Origin of the sequence: Pantoea cypripedii (assembly GCF_011395035.1) — a bacterium.
GTDB lineage: Bacteria > Pseudomonadota > Gammaproteobacteria > Enterobacterales > Enterobacteriaceae > Pantoea > Pantoea cypripedii_A.
Genome location: NZ_CP024769.1, coordinates 571,267 through 591,787 on the forward strand (window position 1 = coordinate 571,267; position 20,521 = coordinate 591,787).

19 protein-coding genes are annotated in these 20,521 nt (G+C 53.5%); 5 read left to right on the forward strand and 14 right to left on the reverse strand.

What is annotated here, in order from left to right; genetic code table 11:
- Nucleotides 1-93: 93 nt before the first annotated feature.
- Nucleotides 94-2,175, forward strand: a complete 2,082-nt coding sequence (gene glgX / locus CUN67_RS22960) for a glycogen debranching protein GlgX (RefSeq protein ID WP_208717766.1) — start codon at nucleotides 94-96, stop codon at nucleotides 2,173-2,175.
- On the opposite strand, the gene CUN67_RS22965 is transcribed toward glgX, so the two are convergent.
- The gene (locus CUN67_RS22965; protein ID WP_208717767.1) at nucleotides 2,162-3,070 is read right to left on the reverse strand and encodes a LysR family transcriptional regulator; all 909 of its coding nucleotides are present in this window, start codon (nucleotides 3,068-3,070) and stop codon (nucleotides 2,162-2,164) included. The two genes, glgX and CUN67_RS22965, sit on opposite strands and share 14 nt — an antisense overlap.
- A 139-nt stretch (nucleotides 3,071-3,209) precedes the next feature.
- Between CUN67_RS22965 and CUN67_RS22970 the strand changes: the two genes are divergently transcribed.
- The gene (locus CUN67_RS22970; protein WP_208717768.1) at nucleotides 3,210-3,959 is read left to right on the forward strand and encodes an SDR family NAD(P)-dependent oxidoreductase; all 750 of its coding nucleotides are present in this window, start codon (nucleotides 3,210-3,212) and stop codon (nucleotides 3,957-3,959) included.
- 6 nt (nucleotides 3,960-3,965) lie between these two features.
- Here the strand turns inward: CUN67_RS22970 and CUN67_RS22975 are convergent, their stop codons facing one another.
- Nucleotides 3,966-4,691, reverse strand: coding sequence for an SDR family NAD(P)-dependent oxidoreductase (locus CUN67_RS22975; RefSeq protein ID WP_208717862.1), 726 nt, complete (start codon nucleotides 4,689-4,691; stop codon nucleotides 3,966-3,968).
- A gap of 18 nt (nucleotides 4,692-4,709) precedes the next feature.
- A complete protein-coding gene (locus CUN67_RS22980; RefSeq protein ID WP_208717769.1) occupies nucleotides 4,710-5,249 on the reverse strand; it encodes a 2,4'-dihydroxyacetophenone dioxygenase family protein in 540 nt (179 codons plus the stop codon).
- 283 nt (nucleotides 5,250-5,532) lie between these two features.
- On the opposite strand from CUN67_RS22980, the gene CUN67_RS22985 reads away from it, so the two are divergent.
- Nucleotides 5,533-6,855: an MFS transporter gene (locus tag CUN67_RS22985; protein WP_208717770.1), complete on the forward strand. Its 1,323-nt coding sequence runs from the start codon at nucleotides 5,533-5,535 to the stop codon at nucleotides 6,853-6,855.
- Here CUN67_RS22985 and CUN67_RS30435 read toward each other — a convergent pair.
- The 11 genes from CUN67_RS30435 to CUN67_RS23035 all read right to left on the reverse strand — a co-directional run bounded on the left by CUN67_RS30435 (nucleotide 6,852) and on the right by CUN67_RS23035 (nucleotide 17,040).
- Entirely contained in the window at nucleotides 6,852-6,986 is a 135-nt protein-coding gene (locus CUN67_RS30435; protein ID WP_439332286.1) for a hypothetical protein, read from the reverse strand. The genes CUN67_RS22985 and CUN67_RS30435 overlap by 4 nt on opposite strands.
- A gap of 264 nt (nucleotides 6,987-7,250) precedes the next feature.
- Nucleotides 7,251-7,475: a hypothetical protein gene (locus CUN67_RS22990; protein ID WP_208717771.1), complete on the reverse strand. Its 225-nt coding sequence runs from the start codon at nucleotides 7,473-7,475 to the stop codon at nucleotides 7,251-7,253.
- Nucleotides 7,476-7,568: 93 nt separating this feature from the next.
- Complete coding sequence (locus tag CUN67_RS22995; RefSeq protein WP_208717772.1) at nucleotides 7,569-7,928, reverse strand: hypothetical protein; 360 nt, start codon at nucleotides 7,926-7,928, stop codon at nucleotides 7,569-7,571.
- Nucleotides 7,929-8,185: 257 nt separating this feature from the next.
- On the reverse strand, nucleotides 8,186-8,965 hold the full coding sequence (locus tag CUN67_RS23000) for a MipA/OmpV family protein (RefSeq protein ID WP_208717773.1): 780 nt from the start codon (nucleotides 8,963-8,965) through the stop codon (nucleotides 8,186-8,188).
- 71 nt (nucleotides 8,966-9,036) lie between these two features.
- The gene (locus CUN67_RS23005) at nucleotides 9,037-10,311 is read right to left on the reverse strand and encodes a HAMP domain-containing sensor histidine kinase (protein WP_208717774.1); all 1,275 of its coding nucleotides are present in this window, start codon (nucleotides 10,309-10,311) and stop codon (nucleotides 9,037-9,039) included.
- A 4-nt stretch (nucleotides 10,312-10,315) separates the two neighbouring features.
- Complete coding sequence (locus CUN67_RS23010; protein ID WP_208717775.1) at nucleotides 10,316-11,017, reverse strand: response regulator; 702 nt, start codon at nucleotides 11,015-11,017, stop codon at nucleotides 10,316-10,318.
- Between the two features lie 87 nt (nucleotides 11,018-11,104).
- Nucleotides 11,105-11,866 (reverse strand): iron efflux ABC transporter permease subunit FetB, encoded by a 762-nt coding sequence (gene fetB, locus CUN67_RS23015; RefSeq protein ID WP_208717776.1) that lies wholly within the window; start codon nucleotides 11,864-11,866, stop codon nucleotides 11,105-11,107.
- Nucleotides 11,853-12,518 carry an iron efflux ABC transporter ATP-binding subunit FetA gene (gene fetA / locus CUN67_RS23020; RefSeq protein ID WP_208717777.1) on the reverse strand — a complete coding sequence of 222 codons (666 nt, stop codon included), beginning with the start codon at nucleotides 12,516-12,518 and terminating at the stop codon, nucleotides 11,853-11,855. Before fetA ends, fetB begins: the two co-directional genes overlap by 14 nt.
- 87 nt (nucleotides 12,519-12,605) lie before the next feature.
- Complete coding sequence (gene arnT, locus CUN67_RS23025; RefSeq protein WP_208717778.1) at nucleotides 12,606-14,264, reverse strand: lipid IV(A) 4-amino-4-deoxy-L-arabinosyltransferase; 1,659 nt, start codon at nucleotides 14,262-14,264, stop codon at nucleotides 12,606-12,608.
- 485 nt (nucleotides 14,265-14,749) lie between these two features.
- The gene (gene pmrB, locus CUN67_RS23030; protein ID WP_208717779.1) at nucleotides 14,750-15,829 is read right to left on the reverse strand and encodes a two-component system sensor histidine kinase PmrB; all 1,080 of its coding nucleotides are present in this window, start codon (nucleotides 15,827-15,829) and stop codon (nucleotides 14,750-14,752) included.
- Between the two features lie 278 nt (nucleotides 15,830-16,107).
- On the reverse strand, nucleotides 16,108-17,040 hold the full coding sequence (locus CUN67_RS23035; RefSeq protein ID WP_208717780.1) for a formyltransferase family protein: 933 nt from the start codon (nucleotides 17,038-17,040) through the stop codon (nucleotides 16,108-16,110).
- 234 nt (nucleotides 17,041-17,274) lie between these two features.
- Here CUN67_RS23035 and CUN67_RS23040 point away from each other — a divergent pair, with 234 nt between their 5' ends.
- Both CUN67_RS23040 and CUN67_RS23045 read left to right on the forward strand, forming a co-directional pair.
- A complete protein-coding gene (locus CUN67_RS23040; protein WP_208717781.1) occupies nucleotides 17,275-18,450 on the forward strand; it encodes an efflux RND transporter periplasmic adaptor subunit in 1,176 nt (391 codons plus the stop codon).
- Nucleotides 18,447-20,384 (forward strand): MacB family efflux pump subunit, encoded by a 1,938-nt coding sequence (locus CUN67_RS23045; protein ID WP_254711418.1) that lies wholly within the window; start codon nucleotides 18,447-18,449, stop codon nucleotides 20,382-20,384. Before CUN67_RS23040 ends, CUN67_RS23045 begins: the two co-directional genes overlap by 4 nt.
- Nucleotides 20,385-20,521: the final 137 nt, after the last annotated feature.

Genomic DNA, 20,521 nt, shown 5'->3' on the forward strand with positions numbered 1-20,521 from the left:
TAAATCGCGCCGCTACAACCCATGCATAACCCGTAGCGGCGCGATTTATCGCGCAGGTTTTTAAAAAGTGCTTATTTAAAGGAGTGGGGAAAAATGTCGCACGCTAAGCCTTTAGTGATTACCGCCGGTTACAGCTACCCGCTGGGGGCCAATTTCGATGGTGAAGGAGTCAACTTCGCCCTCTTTTCAGCCCACGCCGAACGCGTTGAACTGTGCCTGTACGATGACAGTGGCCGCCATGAAATCGCCAGATTTGATTTGCCCGAATTCACCCACGAAGTCTGGCATGGCTATATCCCCGGCCTGCGCCCTGGTGCGCTGTATGGCTATCGGGTACATGGCCCCTTCGATCCGGAAAATGGGCACCGCTTTAATCCGCACAAGTTGTTGCTTGACCCCTATGCGCGCGACCTCTCGGGAGATATTGCCTGGAACGAAGCGCATTTCGCCTACGATTTACAGCACGACGGCGAAGACAAAGACCTGACCTTTGATACCCACGACAGTGCCGATTTCACCCCTAAATGTCGGGTGATCGATACCAACGAATTTGACTGGCACGACCAGAATCGCCCGGTTATCCCCTGGGCCAATACCATCATTTATGAAACCCATGTTAAAGGCTTTACCCAGCTTAACAGCGCGATCCCCCAGCCCCTGCGTGGGACTTATGAAGGCATGGCGCATAAGTCCACGGTCGATTATCTCAAAAGCTTAGGGATTACCTCCGTCGAGTTGCTGCCGGTGCATTGGTTCCCCGATGATCAGCACCTGCTGGATAAAGGGCTGAAAAATTTCTGGGGCTACAACACGCTCAACTTTTTCGCCCCCGCCGCGCGCTATTTCGGTCCGCGAGGTATTCAGGGCTTTCGTGACATGGTGCGCGCACTGCATGATGCGGGGATCGAAGTGATTCTCGATGTGGTCTACAACCACACCGCAGAGGGCAATGAACTGGGACCCACGCTGTCGTTTAAAGGCATCGACAACTATTCCTACTATCGCACCCTGGCTGACCAGCATCGTTACTACGTTAATGACACCGGCACTGGCAACACTGTCAACACCTCACATCCCCGCGTACTACAGATGATCATGGATTCCCTGCGTTACTGGGCCGAATCGATGCATATCGACGGTTTTCGCTTCGATCTGGGCACGATTCTGGGCCGGGAACCGGGCGGCTTCGATCCGCGCGGCGGCTTTTTTGACGCCATGACGCAGGACCCGGTATTAGGAAAACTGAAACTGATCGGTGAACCCTGGGACATCGGTCCGGGCGGTTATCAGGTCGGTGCGTTCCCGCCGGGATGGGCGGAATGGAACGACAAATATCGCGATACGGTGCGGGAATACTGGAAAGGCGACAATGTCTCCAGTGATTTTGCCGCCCGTCTGCTGGGTTCTGGCGATCTCTATGATCAGCGCGGACGCCGCCCCTGGGCCAGCATCAACTTTATTACCGCCCATGACGGTTTCACCCTTAATGACCTGGTGTCCTACAACGAGAAGCATAACGAGGCTAACGGCGAGGATAACAACGACGGTCACAACGACAACCGCTCCTGTAATTACGGCGCGGAAGGTCCGACCGATGATCCGCAAATCATTGATATCCGCGAACGGCAGAAACGTAATTTCCTCGCCACCCTGCTGTTTTCCCACGGCACACCGATGATGCTGGCCGGTGATGAGTTTGGCCGCAGCCAGATGGGCAACAATAACGGTTATTGTCAGGACAGCGAGATTTCGTGGTTCCACTGGGATGAGCTGCCTGCCAGTGCCGAAGCGCTGCGTGAATTCACCCGCCAGATTATCCACCTGCGTGCCAGTCAGCCGTTGCTGCATCGGGAGAACTGGCGTGATGGCATGGAGATTGAATGGTTCAATGCCGGTGGCGGTTTGCAACAGCCCGAACATTGGGATGACGGCACCACACTGGGCATGTACATTGGCCGCCCGGACTTACAAGAGACCGAGGGGGTCTGGCATGACGTGCTGATGCTGTTTAACCCGTTTGAAGGCGAAGTGCCCTTCCGCATCCCACAATTTGGCGAAGGTGGCTGGGTACTGGAACTCACCACCAGCGATGGCAGCAAAAAGGGGCTGGTGATCACCAAAGAAAAAGACTTTACGCTGGAGGGCCGTAGCATCGCCTTGTTCAGACGGCCCTGAGCCGTTGCGGGAACACTTCCATCAGCCAGCTGATAAACACCCGCAGCCGTTGCGTAACGTGGCGGTTCTGCGGGTACACCACATGAAACGGATAGGGTGCGGGCCGCCATCCGGCGAGGATCTCCACCAGCGCCCCGCGTTGCTGGGCTTCAAAGGTGGCATAGGTGAAGGTCTGAATAATCCCCAGCCCGGCCAGCGCTGCCGCCAGATGCGCGTTGCTTTCGTTAATCCCGATACGGTGTTCGGTTTTGATCTCGGTCTTTTCGCCGTTGCGCGCGAAGCGGAACGGAAACGGACGGCCGGTTTGCGGTGACAGATAACTCACCAGCCGGTGGCCATTTTTTAATTCGTCAGGATAAGCAGGGACACCAAAGGCTTTCAGATAACCCGGTGTTGCACAGGTGATCAGGGTGGCATCACCAATATGACGCGCGATCAGGGAAGAATCACTGAGCGGCCCGCCACGAATCACGCAATCGACGTTGTCACTGATCAGATCAACTGGCCGGTCCGAAACCCCAAGATCGAGACGAATATCCGGGTAGCGCGCCATAAAATCAGGCAGTGCCGGTATCAGCACATCACGCGCTGTTGAACCACCGACATCAACGCGCAGATAGCCACGTAACCGACCACTGACCACGTTAAACGACGCGTCGATATCCTCCAGGTCACGCACGATGCGCAAGGCTTTTTCGTAGTAATCCCGCCCCTCTGCCGTCACCGTCACGCGCCGGGTGGTGCGTTGCAGCAAACGAATCCCCAGATGGGCCTCCAGCTCCTGCACCATCTTACTGAGCGTGGCGTTGGGCATATCGAGCGAATCCGCCGCACGGGTAAAATTTCCGGCCTCCACCACACGCGCAAAAGCCTTGATTGCCATCAGTTGGTCCATCGTTCCTTACCTATTATCCACACACATGAATAGTTATTTCCATTTTACACAATTTATCGATAAACGTCGCCACGTTACATTGCGTCCATGCACTACGCAGCAGTTGAAAATCACTTAATCACTTACTGGAGAGACAAACATGAACGCATCACTGAAAGGTAAAATTGCTTTGGTTACCGGCGGCACCACCGGTATTGGCCTGGCTGCGGCGCAGACGCTGGCGGCACGAGGCGCGCAGGTGTTTATTACTGGCCGTCGCCAGGCAGAATTGGACGCCGCCGTCGCCAGCATCGGCGCAGCGGCAACCGGGATTCGCGCCGATGCGGCGCAGCTGAGCGACCTCGACGCCGTTTATGCGCAGATCGCCCGTCAGGCAGGTCGTCTTGATGTCCTGTTTGCTAACGCCGGTGGCGGCGATATGCAGCCGTTGGGTAGCATCACCGAAGAACATTTTGATCGTATCTTTGGTACCAACGTGCGTGGCGTGTTGTTTACCGTACAAAAGGCGCTGCCGCTGCTGAGTGACAAGGCTTCAGTGATCCTCACCGCTTCGACCACCTCGGTTAAGGGCACCGCTGGCTTTAGCGTCTACAGCGCCAGTAAAGCAGCCGTGCGTAACTTTGCCCGTTCCTGGGCGCTGGATGTGAAAGATCGCGGTATCCGTATCAACGTCGTCAGCCCTGGTCCGATTCGTACCCCAGGTTTAGGCGGTCTGGTCAGCGAAGAACAACGTCAGGGATTGTTTGACGCGCTGGCAGCGCAGGTGCCGCTCGGTCGTCTGGGTGAACCTGAAGAGATTGGTAAAGTGGTGGCATTCCTCGCTTCTGATGATTCCAGCTTTATCAACGCCACCGAGTTGTTTGTCGATGGCGGTATGGCGCAGATTTAATCGTACTCAGGCGATTAAGTACCCCCCGTCTACCGGCAAAATAACGCCGGTAATAAAAGAGGCGGCCGGGCTGCACAGAAAAGCGACCGCCTGTGCCACATCATCCGGCTGTCCCCAGCGCTGCAACGGCGTGCGGGACAGAATCGGTTGCGCACGTTGCGGATCGTCCTGTAACGCCTGAGTTAATGCCGTGGCAATCCATCCCGGTGCGACGGCATTAACGCGAATTCCCTGATCTGCCCAGGCAATCGCCAGCGATTTAGTCAGCTGCATAATGCCCCCCTTACTGGCGCTATAGCCCGGTACTAATCCACCACCGAAAAAACTCAGCATTGATGCAGTATTCACAATGCAACCCTGGCTTTGCGCCAGTTTTTCTTTGGCCGCACGGCAGCAACGCAGGGTGCCGGTGAGGTTAATATCCACCACCTGCTCAAACACTTCGACTTCATGCTCCTTCCCCCGGCTGATAATTCCGGCGCAGTTCACCAGCAGATCCAGCTGTGGTAATGCCGCGAAAAGGGCAATAATCGCCTGATTATCACGTACATCCAGTTCCTGGATCCGAATGTCGGGATTTTCAGCGAGCTGATGATTGGCACTCCCCACCCCGGCGGCAATCACGTTGGCACCGAGGCTCGCCAGACAACGCGCGATACCTGCGCCAATGCCACTGGTGCCACCGGTGACCAGCGCCGTTTTGCCTTTGAACAACGCCGCATTAAAAGTCATCATTCTGGCTCTCCCTGTCTAGCGAATAAACTGATCGACAAAATCACTGCCCAGCCCTGTCGCGGCATAATGCTTACGGCACATTTCGATCTTGGTAAACACATCCTCAAAACCAATGTGTTCGCCCCAGGGATCGACGTAATACATGCAGCCATGCACCTGAAACAAGGTGATCATCTCTTCTACATCCGGGTCAACCACCAGCGTGTGCGTTTCGCCCGGCGGTTCAAACACGTAACCGCCCTCTACCGCTTCCCAGTCATGTTCGAGGTAACGCCAGCGTCCCTTAATCACATAGGCATGCACCGGTGCCGGATGACGATGGCGGCTCAGCACCCCGGATTTACGCACTTTCAGCAGGTTCATCCAGTACCCGGCAGAGCGATTCAGGCACAACGGGCGAAACCAGACGTTTTCTGCCTGTGGCACCCAGATGCGGTCGTCGAGCGGCACCGCGTGCGGCACCACCAGATCCGGCACCATCTCCGCAGGTTGATTGAATTGATAAGGCATGCGGCGCAGGGTTTCTGCGTCGGGTGGGTTGTCACGCTGACTCATAACTGGCTCCCGTTTTTAAATAACAATCCCGTAACAGGGTTGATTTAGTCCCGACTGACCACCGCTGACAACATTCCAATGCTTATTATGTGGCCGTCATCACGAAAACTGACATGTTATAAATTTCAGGATGATTTACAACCATCGGGTAAACCCTCATCTAAATCGCCTCATATTGGGCATTTGTGATCGATATCTAAACAATAAACTTTGCCACTTGCTGACATGTCAGTCGTGATGACTAATATTCTGACATGTCAGTTAATCATAACGGGAACCTTCTATGTCATCGCACCAGGTTGTGGGTAAAAAACGCTGGTTTGTTGCCTTTGTGTTACTTATTGGCGGCTTCATCAACTATCTCGACCGTGCCAGCCTGGCGGTGGCTGCACCCTCGATGATGAGCGACCTTCATCTCAGCAACACGGATATCGGCCTGATGGGATCGGTATTTTCGCTGTTCTTTGCCTTTAGCCAGTTCCCTGCCGGCTGGCTGGCGGATCGCTTTGGTCCACGCAAGGTTTATGCTTCCGCCGCGTCACTGTGGGGGTTATCGACCATGATCACCGGGTTATGCAGCACCCTGCCCGCACTGCTCTGCGCACGCGCCCTGCTCGGTATGACAGAAGCGCCCGGCTGGCCAACATCCGCCAAAATCACCTCGATCTGGTTTCCACGTAAAGAGCGGGCGCTGGCCAGTTCAATCTGGGATGCCTCTTCCCGCTGGGGGCTGGCCTTCGCCCCACCGTTGCTGGTACTGATGAGCATCCATTTTGGCTGGGGAGCCTTGTTTTATCTGGCGGGAAGCCTCGGGGTCATTTTCGGCCTGATCTTCTTCTTTATCTATCGCCACCCGGAACAGCATCAGGGACTTAGCCGTGCGGAGAAGCAGTACATTCTGACAGGCGGAGGCGGCAGCGTTTCGGCGATTCCCGCCGGGCAACGCGTGAAGTGGCGTGAGTTATTTCGCTACCAATCGATGTGGGGCATGATGCTGGGCTGGTTTTGCTACATCTGGTTATTCAATATCTTCGTCACCTTTTTGCCGCTCTATCTGATGAAAACCCAGCATTTGTCCCTGAGTAGCATGGGTGTGTACGCCAGTATCCCTTATCTGGCCGGGATTATCGGCGCGGCGCTGGGTGGCTATGCGGTGAAATGGCTGATCGACCAGCGTAAAGTGGCGGAACCGCTCAAAGCAAAGAAAGTGGTGATTATGGTCGCCGCATTGATCAGCGGTGCCACCACTATCGCTGTCCCGTTCTGTGATTCGCTGGTGGCCGCGCTCAGCATGATGACGATAGCGATGTTTTTCCTGTCAGCGGTTTCCTGTACCTGCTGGGCGATCCCGGGAGATGTCGCACCTAACGATATTGTGGGTTCGGTGTGTGGTATCCAAAACTTCGGCGGCTTCTTCGCCGGAGCGTTATCGCCGCTGGTGACGGGTTATATCGCCGATATCACCGGATCTTATGCCCTGGCGTTTATCAGTGGCGGGGGGATCGCCGCCCTGACTGGGTTGTGTTACTGGTTTCTGGTGCGTAAACCCATCGAGCATCGTGACGCGACGACGGTCCGCAATCCCCTGCCCGCCAGCGACCTCTAAGCCGGCAGACAACCGAGCGAACGCTGCGTCATCTCAACCGCACGATCCAACGGCGTATGCGGTTCGTCGCCCAGCAATGACAGCAGCCTGGTGTTCAACAAACGCACCGGCTGTTGCCAGAGATATTGCATCTCCTTTAGCTCGCGAAATATTGGCAGGTATGTAAGTCTGATATCCCTGTGTGTGCATCTTCCTTATCTATTTCCAGTATTTTCTGATAACAATAAAATCAACGATTGCAATTACCACGATAAAAGAAGCAGTGCCCCCCCATTCGCGACCGGGCCAAAACTTATTAACAAAAATACAGAACAGAAATGTAAGGATAATTGGAATCCACACAGTCAAAGTAATCCAAATCAGGTCCCTTATTCGAGCCTTAAAAAACTCCTTCATTAATCCCCCAGCAAAGAACGTAGCTCGTAAATAGCTCCATCTACATCACCTTTCCAGGGATGACGAATCCTTTTGAAAGCCGGTTCAATCAGAAAGTACATCATTTCAAGCCGCTGCTGGTGAAGTAACTTGTAATAAAAAGGCGCTGAGTTTCTAAGCCTGTTTGCAGCGTCTGCAGCTTCCTGAACAATGCCATAGTTACTCAGCACAAAGGCGGCTGTCATGCTGGTTTTTCCAATGATTGGGCTACTGATATGGAAGCTAACGGATATAGATCTGGAAATAGCCATGGCTAATGAGAATCTGGTTGCCTGATTTTAAGAAAAGCGCGAACCACCTTTTGATAAGATTGCAGCGATCTTTTCAAGATCCTGCTCAGTGAAACCAGATAGCCGCCTATCCACATAGATTTTAATCATGTCGAATATGATATCCCGCCGCTTTATCAGCTCATATACTCCAAACCAAAACCTTACGTCTTCATCCTTTAATTTCGAACATACATCCTGATAATTTTCGGTGACGCAAGAAGAATACCAGGTGAGACGAGTTAGCCCATCATCCATCTGTTTCAACTGTGTCTCCATGTTTTCAACAACATCCTTGAGGGCACTATCCAGGCGCTGCGCTAACGATTTGTCAGACTGGACTTTGGTGATTATCCTGTGGTTATACATGCCATATCCTTTTGCACGCTTGAGGTAATTAATCCCTATATCTCGTTAATTATATTCCGCGATGGAGAACCCGTCGTCAACCATAACCAGGCTACCACTCTCTCATTTTGCAACAATACTTCAGTAGCGGCGCGATTTATCGCGCGTCTTTTGCATCTATGCACCGGAAAATACGCGCGATAAATCGCGCCGCTACGGATCCATGCGGTTATTGGCCTGGTCGGCAAAAAGGTACAAACCGGGCACATGGGTAACAGTTAAAAACGCCAGGCGAGGAACAGGGCGTAGCTCAGCTGATCCTTCTGCTGGGTCAGGGGGCTGTCAGCTGCATCACCTTCCAGGCGCTGGGCCATCACACGCGCCCCCACCTGCCATGCGGCTGTCATGTCATAATCCATCCCCACTTCCCAGCCAATTTTTTCCAGCCCGGACCCGGCATCATAGCGGGCAAAACCGCTGCGGGAAGATTGCTGCGCCGAAACGCCATACTGGGTCTGCATATAATCGCTATTGGCCCAGCTCAGGCTCGGACCGGTAAACAAACGCAGATCTTCCCAGGGACGCCATGACAGATTCGCGTAGGACGTCAGCCGAAACCCCTGCTGATTGCCGCCTATATCCTGGGTCAGGATCACCCCGGCGTTGAACAGGTCGTTGCGGTAAATAGCTGAAGTAAACGCGTGCGGCGAGCGTTTGATATCACCCATGCCGCGCAGGTAGTCATCATCTGACTCCTCGCGGGGGAAGAGGTCCAACCCTGCGCCAACAGATAAAGTCCAGTGTTCGGTTCTGGCAAATTGCCAGCCCAGCGCGGTCAGAGTGTCGATACCACCGAGGAAAAAGGGTCCATAGTTCAGCCTTGCCACCGGCAGAAACCGGGTCTCATTGTGCTTCGACCCGGCGTATTTGGGTTGAACACTGACACCTGCGCCAAGCAAGCCGTTGAAGTTTTGATCGGATTGATCAGCAAAAACAGGTAATGCGACGGCGGAAAACAGCAATATCAGCGGAAGGGATTTCGCTGGAGTGAAACGCATGTGACTTCTTCCTTATGGTGACGGTTGACCGCCAGCCATTACACCAGCCTCCTGTAACGCCTCTTTTTACCTCAGGTAAAGTTATGTAACAGCGGGATGCGTACCCTAAAGCTGGCTCCGCCGCCAGAACGGTTCTGTACGCTAACATCGCCGCCGTGATATTGGCTAATGGAGCGCACCAGCGCCAGGCCAAGCCCGGAGCCGTTGCCGGTTCGCGTCAGGCGATAAAAAGGTTCAAAAATACGCGCCATTTCCGATTCGGGGATCCCCGGACCTCGGTCGTTCACCGTGAGCAAAAAACCATGATCTGGCGTGCGCTTAAGCTTGACCGTCACGTCTCGCCCCGCATAACGCAACGCGTTTTCAATCAGGTTACGCATCAGGCGACGCATCAGACGGGCATCGACCTGCGCCACAATGTGCTCGGCATGCAGCTCCACCTCAACGCTGGCGCATTCCTCAGCCGCCAGTGCCGTGATATCGGTGGCAAGTAACTCACCCACGATAACGTTATCCGCCATCTCCAGCCGACTCAGGGTGAGGATTTCCTCCACCAACGCGTCCAGTTCCCTGACGCTGCGTTGCAATTCATTGCTCGCCTGTGAATGTTCAGCACTGAGCAACGCCGACGCCATCTGAATTCGCATCAGTGGTGAACGCAGTTCATGTGAAGCATTGGCCAGCATGCTTTTCTGTGACTGAACCAGGGCCTCGATTTGTGTCGCGGAACGATTAAAACTGGCGGCCAGCTGGCCAACTTCATCGCGGCCCGTCACCTGCACCCGCGCCGCCAGGTTGCCTTTGCCCAGCGATTCCACACTATGTTGCAGTGATTCCAGCCGCGCGGTGAGTCGACGAATCACCGGGAAAGAAATAACCACCACCGCTGTCGCCAGAGCCAGCAGCATCAGGATAAAGGTCCACGGACGTTCAATGCGATCGACACTGAATTGAATCACCAGCAAGCGTTTATCCTGTAACTGCCAGACAAAGCGCGAGCTATACCAGTCATCAAAGAAACCGCCTGCCTTCGCCTGGTGCGGGAACGGGATCGCTGGCGAAAGCTGGCGACTTAGCAGCACACCATTAGCGGTAAACAACGCGAAACGGGCATTGGTTCGCTGCATCCAGCTATCAATTGCCGCCGATTGCGCATCAACCGGGGCCGATGCGGAAGGCAGCGTTTGTTCTACCATGCCGCTAAAAGTGGCAAAGGCGTTGAGGTGGCGGTTTTCATCATCAGTCCACAACCACAGTACGATGGTGCAGAGCACCACCAGCGAAATAGCGCTGATCACCGCAAGGAAAATCTGCAAATGCATCGGAAGATCGGTGATGCGTTTCATGCGCTTAGCGATCCGTCTGAGCGGAAAACACGTAACCCACACCGCGTACCGTGATGATACGCTTCGGGCTACGGGGGTCGTCTTCAATCACCTGACGGATACGCCCGATATGCACATCAATGGCCCGGTCAAAACTTTCATAACTTTCACCGCGTACCGTCTGCCAGATTTGTTCGCGATTCAGCACGCGTCCAGCCTGGCGTGCCAGCGAAACCAGCAAATCGAATTGCAATGAGGTCAGCGCACAGGGCTGCTGATGCAGCGTTACCGTGCGCGCAGCAATATCAATCTCCAGTTCACCAGAACGGATCAGACCGGTATCAATGGCTCGGGTGCCCGGCCGCATACGGCGCAGTACCGCGCGCATACGCGCCAGCAGCTCACGCGGCTCAAAAGGTTTTGGCAGGTAATCATCCGCGCCCACTTCCAGCCCAATAATGCGATCCGCAGGGTCGCCGCGCCCGGTGACCATAATGATGGCGGGATCGTCGTGGCTTTCGGCACGGATCTGCCGACACAGCGCCAGCCCGTCGGCATCCCCCAGCATCAGGTCCAGCAGTACCACATCAAAGCGGTGCAGCTTCATACGGGCCTGAGCGTCAGTGGCACTGGCGCTATGCATCACATCAAATTCGTGTTGTGCCAGATAAGGCGCAATCATCTGCGCCAGGCGGATATCGTCCTCAATCAGCAGTACAGAAGTCATGACTTTTATCTTCCAAAACAATGATGACTAACAGACAGCTGCGTCGACGATTTAGTTTCGTCAACGTCGCAGGAGACGATCAGATGGTCAAAATCTCAGCTGCGACCGCTCATTATAAAAACGACGATACGCGAGATAGACCGCAATAATAGTGGACAGGCTGGCCGTGCCAATCAACATAAAAGTCACCATGATCTGGTATTTGATGGCTTTAACCGGATCAATACCGGCAAAGATTAATCCTGACATCATCCCCGGTAAACTCACCAGCCCGACGGTTTTCGCTGCATCTATCGTTGGAATCATTGAGGCACGAATACTGTCACGAATAAGCGTGCCTGATGCCAGTTTGATAGAAGCTCCCAGACTGAGCATTTCCTGAATTTTCTGACGATTATCCGCGAAACGCTGGTTGAGATTGCTGTAACACAGCCCCACCGCCACCATGGCATTCCCGGCAATCATCCCGGAAATCGGGATCACCTGCATCGGCATAAATTCGATCGCGCCACTCAACACCAAAATGACCAATGTCAGCGTTGTGCCGCTGGTAATGGCGATAAACGAAATCAGGAAGGCATGATCAATATTGCGGCTGCGTTTACGCGCATTGAGCGCGGCATTGACGCAGATAAACAACACCATCAGCACCGTAAGCCAGTCATTATTGATGTCGAAAATCGACTTCAGCACATAGCCGACAATGATCAGCTGCACTATGGCGCGACACACGCTCCAGATGATGTCTTTGCCCAGTCCCAGCTTCTCTTTCTGGCTAATCAGCAACGCGATCATCACCAGAACCAACGCCAGTACCAGCGAGGTGTTAGTGATATTATGCTGGCTCATGGTTTTTCCTCTCGGGAGTTTCCAGTTGCAGCACCCGCTGCGCCTGGTGAATTTCCGCCGGGTCATGGCTGATCCACACCACGGCCACGCCATTGTCCTGGACAATCCCTTTGATCAGGTGATTAATCAGGGTCTTATTGTCTTCATCGAGCGCGCTGGTTACCTCATCGAGCAGCAGTACGTCCGGCAGAAACTGCAAATTACGCAACAAACCGACGCGCTGTTTTTCACCGCCGGAAAGCTGGTCGATTTTTTTATCCAGCATGTCAGCAGGCAAATTCACTTTGACTAAATCGGCCTCCAGTTTACTGCGCGTGGGTGTCTGCTGCCGGATTTGCCACGGCAGCGCCAGGTTGTCGTAAACCGTGTGGCCAAACAGCACCGGGGTTTGAAAGCAGTAGGAAACCTGTTGCCGGTACTCTTCCGCCTTGAGTTGTGAAATGTCCTGGTTACGGAAAAGGAGATGTCCAGCAGTGGGATCCAGCAGTGAAGCCATAATTTTCAGCAACGTGCTTTTGCCACTGCCCGAGGGACCGGTCAGTAATACAAAATCACCTGGGTTAAGCGTTAATGAGACCGGAGCCAATAACTCGCGGTCCTCCAGTGAGAACGTCACCCCTTGCACATCCAGCAAAGGAAAATCGGCGGCCATATTCATCCATCCACAAAAATGAGCAATTGCGTTAACGGGCCGCATTGCGGCCCTGCGCATGTTAGCAGAATTGTGAAGCCTCTGAGTTTAGGGTTCAGGGCCGTATTGCAGTAAAAGCATGCGATCGCGGCGGTAAACCAGATCGGCGGGAGGGATATCGGTTGGCGTGGCCTCACCACGACTCAGCATCAGCACCACGGAAACCGTGCCTTGTTTGCGGTGCGTCGCCAGCCATTGCGGGAAGTCAGCTTTGCTGACGAAGCGCGACTGAGAATCGGGATAGCTCAGGCCATAGCGAACTTCGCCTTGCTTATCATAGAAATACATATCACTACGTTGTAATGTCCAGGCGATGGTCGATGCGATGCCGGGGTCATCACTCAGGATATAGCGGCTTTCTGCCAGTTTATCCGTCACACTCGCCACAAAGACCTGAGGTTGTTTGGTGTTCTGTACGCTTTCCGGGATGGCATTGCCCACGCAAAGCGCCAGAGCCAGCGGGCAAAGTGCGGCAAGTTGCCAGCCTTTACCTTTCGCCTTGAGGCTGACAATACCTGCCAGGCCCCAGCCAGCAAAAGCCACTGCCGCCATGATCACGGCGGTCGTTTCGTGCTGCTGATACAGCAGACGATGGCTGATGCCCCAGGGCGCGAACACCACCAGTAATGCGAACAGGCTCAGTGCGCCAAACAGGATATTAATCCAGGCATTAACCTGCAAAACACGGTTCGCCTGCCCCACCAGCCGATGCCCATAACCGGCCATCAGAATCGCCAGCGGCGCAAAGCATGGCAGGATGTAGGTCAGTAATTTGCCTTTAGCAATGCTGAAGAACACCAGTGGGATGAGGATCCAGCATAATAAATAAAACCCACCAGGGGCGCTTTTGCGCTCCTGCCAGCCCTGACGCAAGGCACCGGGCAGCAGCGCCAGCCACGGCAGGGAACCGGCGATTAAGATCGGTATGTAGTACCAGAGCGGCGCTTTGTGCTGAGCATCCGAATCAGCAAAGCGCTGAATATGCTCTATCCAGAAAAAGTAGTGCCAGAAATCCGGTTGTTGCTGATTAATCGCCAGCGCCCAGGGTGCGCTGAGCAGAGCGGCGCAAAGCACGGTAAGCGGGCCAAACGTCAGTAACTCACGGAAACGCTGGTTGCAGATGGCCCAGGGAACAATCACCAGCACCGGTACCGCCAGCGCCAGAAATCCCTTGGTCATAAACCCCATACCACAGGCGAGTCCAAACAGGATATAACCCCCGAGCCGCTGGCGCGGTGTCACCGCCCCGGCGGCATACCAGTAACTGCACATGGCGGCGACTAACCACAGCGACAGGATCGGGTCGAGCACGGCATAGGTGCCCACACCATACACCAGCAATGAGGTGAGAAAGATAACGCTGGCAGTCAGTGCGATAGCCCTGTCCGCATAGAGGCGACGAGCGAGCCAGAAAACCAGTACCGCGCTAAGTAGCGTGGAGAAAACTGCGCCAATACGTACGGCGAAGTTATTATGGCCAAATAGCCACTGACCGATGTTATTGAACCAATAACCGGCAATGGGTTTTTCGAAATAGCGTAAATCAAAGAAGTGCGGCGTGATCCAGTTGCCGTTTTGTAGCATCTCGCGGCTGATCTCCGCGTAGCGCGTTTCATCCGGCTGCCAGAGATGGCGAAACTCAAGTGGCACCAGATAATAAAGGAACAGTAGCGCCAGCAGGAGCAGCGTTTTGGTTGTTGCGGTCATGCGCGATTCCCTGTGAGTTTTCCACACCACACCGATTGTTCCAGCCAGTACATGTTGTCCGGCCTGAAATACAGTAGATTCATTAAACTATCCAGCCATGCAAATTTAGCATAAAGTGCTAAATATGAAACCCTGGCACAGAGAAATTTAAAAATTTATTTCCCCGCAGCGTGAATACTCTCTTCCTCATGTTATTAACATCGGGATGAAGAAAGTTTTGCATCCATTAATTTATGCAGATTGAGATCATAGCGCCGGATTCTTAACGGAACATTAAACGAAGAATCTTCATGTTTGTTCCGTTAGCGAAAGAGTGGCTTAAGGTTAACTTAATCTTTGGCAGTAAAAATTGTCGGGTCTGATAATGAGGTTCTCTATGAAATCCATTTTTTCCCGTCCTGCCAGCGAATATGCTGCGGTTATTCTCAGTGCGGTAAGCATTGTTAGTTTTTTGATCATCTGGTTTTCACTTTAAGTCTGCGGGATTATTGGCCGGTAAAGATGACTCTGGCCCGGCAACCCGGAACGCTGCCCCGATTCTCCAGTAAAAACTGCCCTTTATGCAGCTGAACAATACGGGTGACGATACTCAGCCCCAGCCCTATGCCACCAAAACGACGATCCATGCGTACAAACGCCTGACTCAGCTCGCCAATTTTGCTTTCATCAATTCCCACTCCCTCATCTTCTACCACCAGCACCGGAGACGGCAGCTTGCTGATACGGATGGTGATACAGGTATCGTGCGGGCTGTAACGATGGGCATTTTCCACCAGATTTCGCAGCATCACCTTCAGCAGAGTCGCATCACCACGCACGATAACCTCCTGCGGCATAGTGAGAATTAAGACCTGTTGATGCTGTGCCAGCATGGCTTCGAATTCATGTTTCATCGGCTCGACAACATCCTGGATCAACCTGACATTCTGGTAGCTTCCGGTTGAAAAAGATTGCCCGGCCCGCGCCAGCTGTAACAGCTGGGTCACGCTGCTGGTCATCTGATCGAGTCGCTGCATCAGGGGCTTCACATCGCATTGATGTGTTCTTTCCAGCAGTTCCAGATGGAGCCTGAGACCGGCCAGCGGGGTGCGCAGTTCGTGCGCAACGTCGGAGGTAAACATGCGCTCCCGCTCAAGACTGGCGCTCAGGCGGGATACCAGGCGATTGATGGCCTGAGTCACCGCATCAATCTCCTGCAAAGAACTGTGATAGTCCACCGGTGTCAGTTTTTCCTCACCGCGTTCCTCCAGGCGTTTTTGCAGCTCTGATAAAGGCCGGGTCAGGCTGGTTATCGCCTGAAAACAGAGGAATAACGCCACGAGAATCATGACGATGCTGGGAAGCGCCAGGCTGATGATGGCTTCATGGATTTCTTTTTCCAGATGCTGGTGTGGATTGTGATTATCCAGTGCAGCATTCACCAGTAACGCGATCTGTTCTTTGCTCTCATGCCATACCCCCCACACACTGATGGTCTGACAAACAATCAGAATCAAGCCAATGACCAGCAATAACCGCCAGCGCAGGGTGCTGTTTTTACGGGGACGTAACAAAGGCCAGAACATGGTCAGCCCCTCGCTTCACAGGCTTTGATTAAAATAGCGTTAATCCAGGGTGTGAATAATCTTCTCATTACCCTATGAGAGAAAATCCGGGCAGGAAAAATTGCAAATTGAATTAAAATTGACGGGGAAAAAACAAATAATAACGGATTCCTTACCATCCGATTAAATAAAGAAAAGGGCATTATTAACTGGCCTCCTCTAATGATGAAGAGACCAGTTTCTCACCGCTACATTAGGTGATCCTTAAGTTGCCAAATGACAATTTTAACTTATGTTTTTCAGGGCATCGTCTTAGCGCAGATCGTTTCCCCCACGCGCAGCCCTAAGTTGCGCGCCAGTTCAGCCCCGCTAACCCTGGCCCCCTCACCGATTTGCCCGGCCACTACCTCAAGTTGTCCTGTACCGCAGGCAATCACCAGCGGTTCAAGGCTTAACACCGTGCCGGGTTGGTCAGTGGATTTATCCGGACGGCTATGACTTTGCCAGACAACAAAGCGCTGTCCATAGGCCGCACTGTACGCTCCCGGCCAGGGGCTGGCGAGCCCACGTACCAGATTGTGTATATCCTGCGCCGCGGCCTGCCAGTTGATCTCCCCATCCTGCGGTGTGCGGCGGCCGAATCGGCTTGCCTGGGACTCATCCTGCTCCCGCTCTTCCAGTTGACCTGCGCACAGCGCGGGTAGCCAAACGGCCAGCATTTTAGCGCTGGTGCTGACCAGTTTGTTGTGCAGACTATGAGCATCGTCCTCAGGGAGTATCCTGACTTTCTGCTGCGCCAGAATCGGGCCACAATCAGGACGCACGATCAGGCGAAACAGCGTGACACCGGTCTCGGTATCGCCCTTGATTAAAACCCAGTTCAGATGCGCCCTGCCACGATGCGCAGGCAGCAAAGAAGCTTGCACGCCAAACGCTCCACGACGAGGGATCGCCAGAATTTCACGGCTGAGTATCTGCCTGAATGACAGGCTAAACAGCATATCGGGTGCCAGCGTTTGCAACAGCGCTATCCATTGCGGCTGGTTGACGTCTTCCGGCATATACAGCGGAATGTTGCGGGCCTGCGCCATCCGGGCCACCGAGCCATGAAAGTGATTTTCGCCCGGCGCATCAGCATGCGTGAACACCGCACAGATCTCAAAACCGGCGTTTTCCAGCGCTTCCAGGCCAGCGCAACCCATATCGTGGTAGGCAAAAATAACAGCTTTCATTGGTTTCCTTTGCATTGGGGATGGCGGTGATAAGACGAACGTTATGATAGCGGGCGAAAATTAAAAAATGCTTAAACACATGGCTTTTCAACGATGTCATGACAAATCCTGTAATTTCTCACAACTCATTCATTTTACTTACCGGTTATGCGGCTTAATCTGAGCATGGGAAACGAGTTTTCACTTGCCGTAACGGCACGTGATTATTATCCTCTGGCAAAAAAAGGGACTCTCATGCCAACTTCAACGAAAAAATGGTTTTTTCCAGCGTTTGTTATTCTGCTTATCATCCTCGGTGGTTATAAACTCAATGCCTCCCGCAACAAACCTGACAACACGATTACCACCACCGTGCGTCAGGGCAACATCGAAAACGTGATCGCGGCAACGGGCAAAATGGATGCTATCGAACGCGTTAACGTCGGCGCTCAGGTTTCCGGTCAGCTGAAAAAATTGTATATCCGCACCGGTGATAACGTGCGTAAAGGTGAGCTGATCGCCGAAATCGATGACCAGCCACAACGCAGTGGTCTGCACAATGCCGAAGCGGCGCTGAGCGTCGCCAAAGCCGATTTAGAAACCAAAGAAGCCACCCTGGTGCGTCAGGATGCGCAGTTCAAACGCCTGCAACAGATGCTAAAGATGAATTTAGTGTCCCGTCAGGATTTTGACACCGGCGCGGAAGCCTGGCGCATTGCCCGCGCAGAGCAAACGGCCCAGCAGGCACGCGTGGTTCAGGCACAGATTGAAGTGGATAAAAAACAGCTCGACCTGAGTTACACCCGCATCATGGCCCCGATGGATGGCACCGTTATCGCCATCATTACCAAACAAGGGCAGACGGTGAACGCAGCACAAAGTGCCCCGACCATCGCTAAACTGGCCCAGCTGGCGACCATGACCATCAAAGTGCAGATATCTGAAGCCGACATCAATAACATCAAACCCGGCCAGCAAGCCTGGTTCACCACCTTCTCCGACCCGGATAAACGTTACAACGCCACATTACGCAGCATTGAACTGGCACCCGATACGGTGATGAAAGATGACGCGCTGCCGAATAACAGTGAGAGCGGCAGCACCAGTTCCACCAATGCCGCGGTGTATTACAACGCGCTGCTCGATGTCCCGAATCCCGATAACTCTCTGCGCATCGCCATGACCGCTCAGGTCAACCTGTTGCGCGACTCGGCAAACAACGCGTTATTGATTCCGGTTCAGGCGCGGAAAAAAGACGCTGACGGCAAAAGTTATGTTGAAGTCGCGGGTGAAAACCAGCAGCCAATCAAGCGTTACATCACTACCGGCATTACTGACAACGTGGATATCCAGGTATTAAGTGGATTGCAGGCCGGAGAAAAAGTCATTCTGGCCACTCAGCCTACTGGAGCAGACAAGGTGGTGATGTGAATATCATCGAGCTGAAAAATATTACGCGGTCATACCTGTTTGGTTCGCAATCCCTCAGCGTATTGAAAGATATCAACCTGAGCATCGCCAGTGGAGAAATGGTGGCGATCATTGGCCCGTCCGGCTCGGGCAAGTCAACGCTGCTTAATATCCTTGGCTGTCTGGATGCGGCAGACAGTGGTGAATATCGGCTCGGCGGACAAAATATCGCCAGCCTGTCTGCAGATGCACTGGCAAAGGTCCGACGTGAACATATCGGTTTTATTTTCCAGCGTTATCATCTGATGCCGGATCTGAATGCCCTGAGTAATGTTGAAATTCCGTCTATCTACGCGAATGCCGAGGGAAAATCCCGCCGTGCACGAGCGAGTGAGCTGCTGGAACGTCTGGGGCTGCACGGACGGGAACACCATAAACCAGGGGAACTTTCCGGTGGCCAGCAACAACGCGTCAGTATCGCCCGTGCGTTAATCAATGGCGCAGAGATTATTCTGGCGGATGAACCCACCGGTGCGCTGGATTCCCGTTCCGGGGAGGAAGTGTTACGCATACTCAGCGATCTTAACCGTGAAGGTCATACGGTCATCATTGTGACGCATGATATGAAAGTCGCGCAGCACGCTGATCGCATCATAGAAATCCAGGATGGATCGATTGTGGCTGATAGTGGCCGAGCCACTAAGGCGACACATTCCCGTTATCATCCCTCTGCCACGGAAAGCCAGAGCAAATGGCGCGGATTGTACGATCGGTTGCGCGAATCACTGCGCATGGCGCTGCATGCGATGAACGCACATCGTCTGCGCACTTCACTGACCATGACCGGCATCATTTTTGGTATCGCCGCCGTGGTGACGGTTGTCGCGCTGGGGCAAGGTGCGCGGCAAAGTACGCTGGAGAGTATTCAGGGACTGGGTACCAATGTAGTGACGATCTACGCCGGGGGAGATTTCGTTGAGGATGAAACACAACCGACGAAAACACTGGTGATGTCCGATGTGCAGGCGATTGCCCGACAACAATTTGTTGCCGCCGTCAGCCCGGAAATGATGTCCACTCAGCCCATTCGTTATCTTGCCAATGCTTCGAAAGCCACGGTCTATGGCGTAGGTAAGGATTATTTCAGCATTCAGGGAATTAAGATCACGGAAGGCAATAATTTCTCAGATGAGCTTCATGCGAGTCAGGAAATCATCATAGATGAAAATACGCGCAATAAACTGTTTGGCGATAAACCTGACAGCGCGATTGGCAAAATGATCATTCTCGGTTCGGTTCCCGTACGGGTGGTGGGTGTGGCGAAACTTAATGACGGTGCCAATCCTAACCGCCTTAACGTGTGGCTGCCGTGGAGCACCATGATGTATCGCATAACCGGCCAGACTGCACTCACCAGCTTCAGCATCAAACTGCAAGAAGATATCGCCAGTGGCCCGGCGGTAGCCGCGCTAAGTGAAATACTCACCGCACGGCATCGCGTGAAAGATTTCCTGGTGTTTAACCGCGATAAGTATCGCCAGGCAATCGAAAATGCCGCCGCCACGCTGACACTGCTGATTTTGATGGTGGCGGCTATCGCGCTGACCATTGGCAGCATTGGCGTGATGAATATCATGCTGGTGTCCGTGACCGAGAGGATGCATGAAATCGGCGTGCGCATGGCCGTTGGTGCCCGACGGGGTGACATTATGCAGCAATTTATGATCGAAGCGGTGCTGGTATGCCTGGTTGGAGGGGTGTTAGGTGTCGGACTTTCCCTCGCGATCGGTCCACTTGTCAGCCTGCTCGCTGGCGGCTTATTGACGGCCATCTACTCATGGGAATCCGCAGCCACCGCCTTTATCTGTTCCACCGTCATCGGGATGATTTTTGGTTACCTGCCGGCACGTAAAGCCGCGCGTATGGACCCGGTAACAGCCCTGACCAGCGAATAACCTCATTGGCTTTTATATACTGACGAGGCCGCAATGGCCTCTGATTGCATCTCAATTCTCATCTTCTCCCCGAAACCCCTTTCACTGACTTTTGTGCGTTTATAAATTGTGCGACTACAATAATTGAATAACGCGGC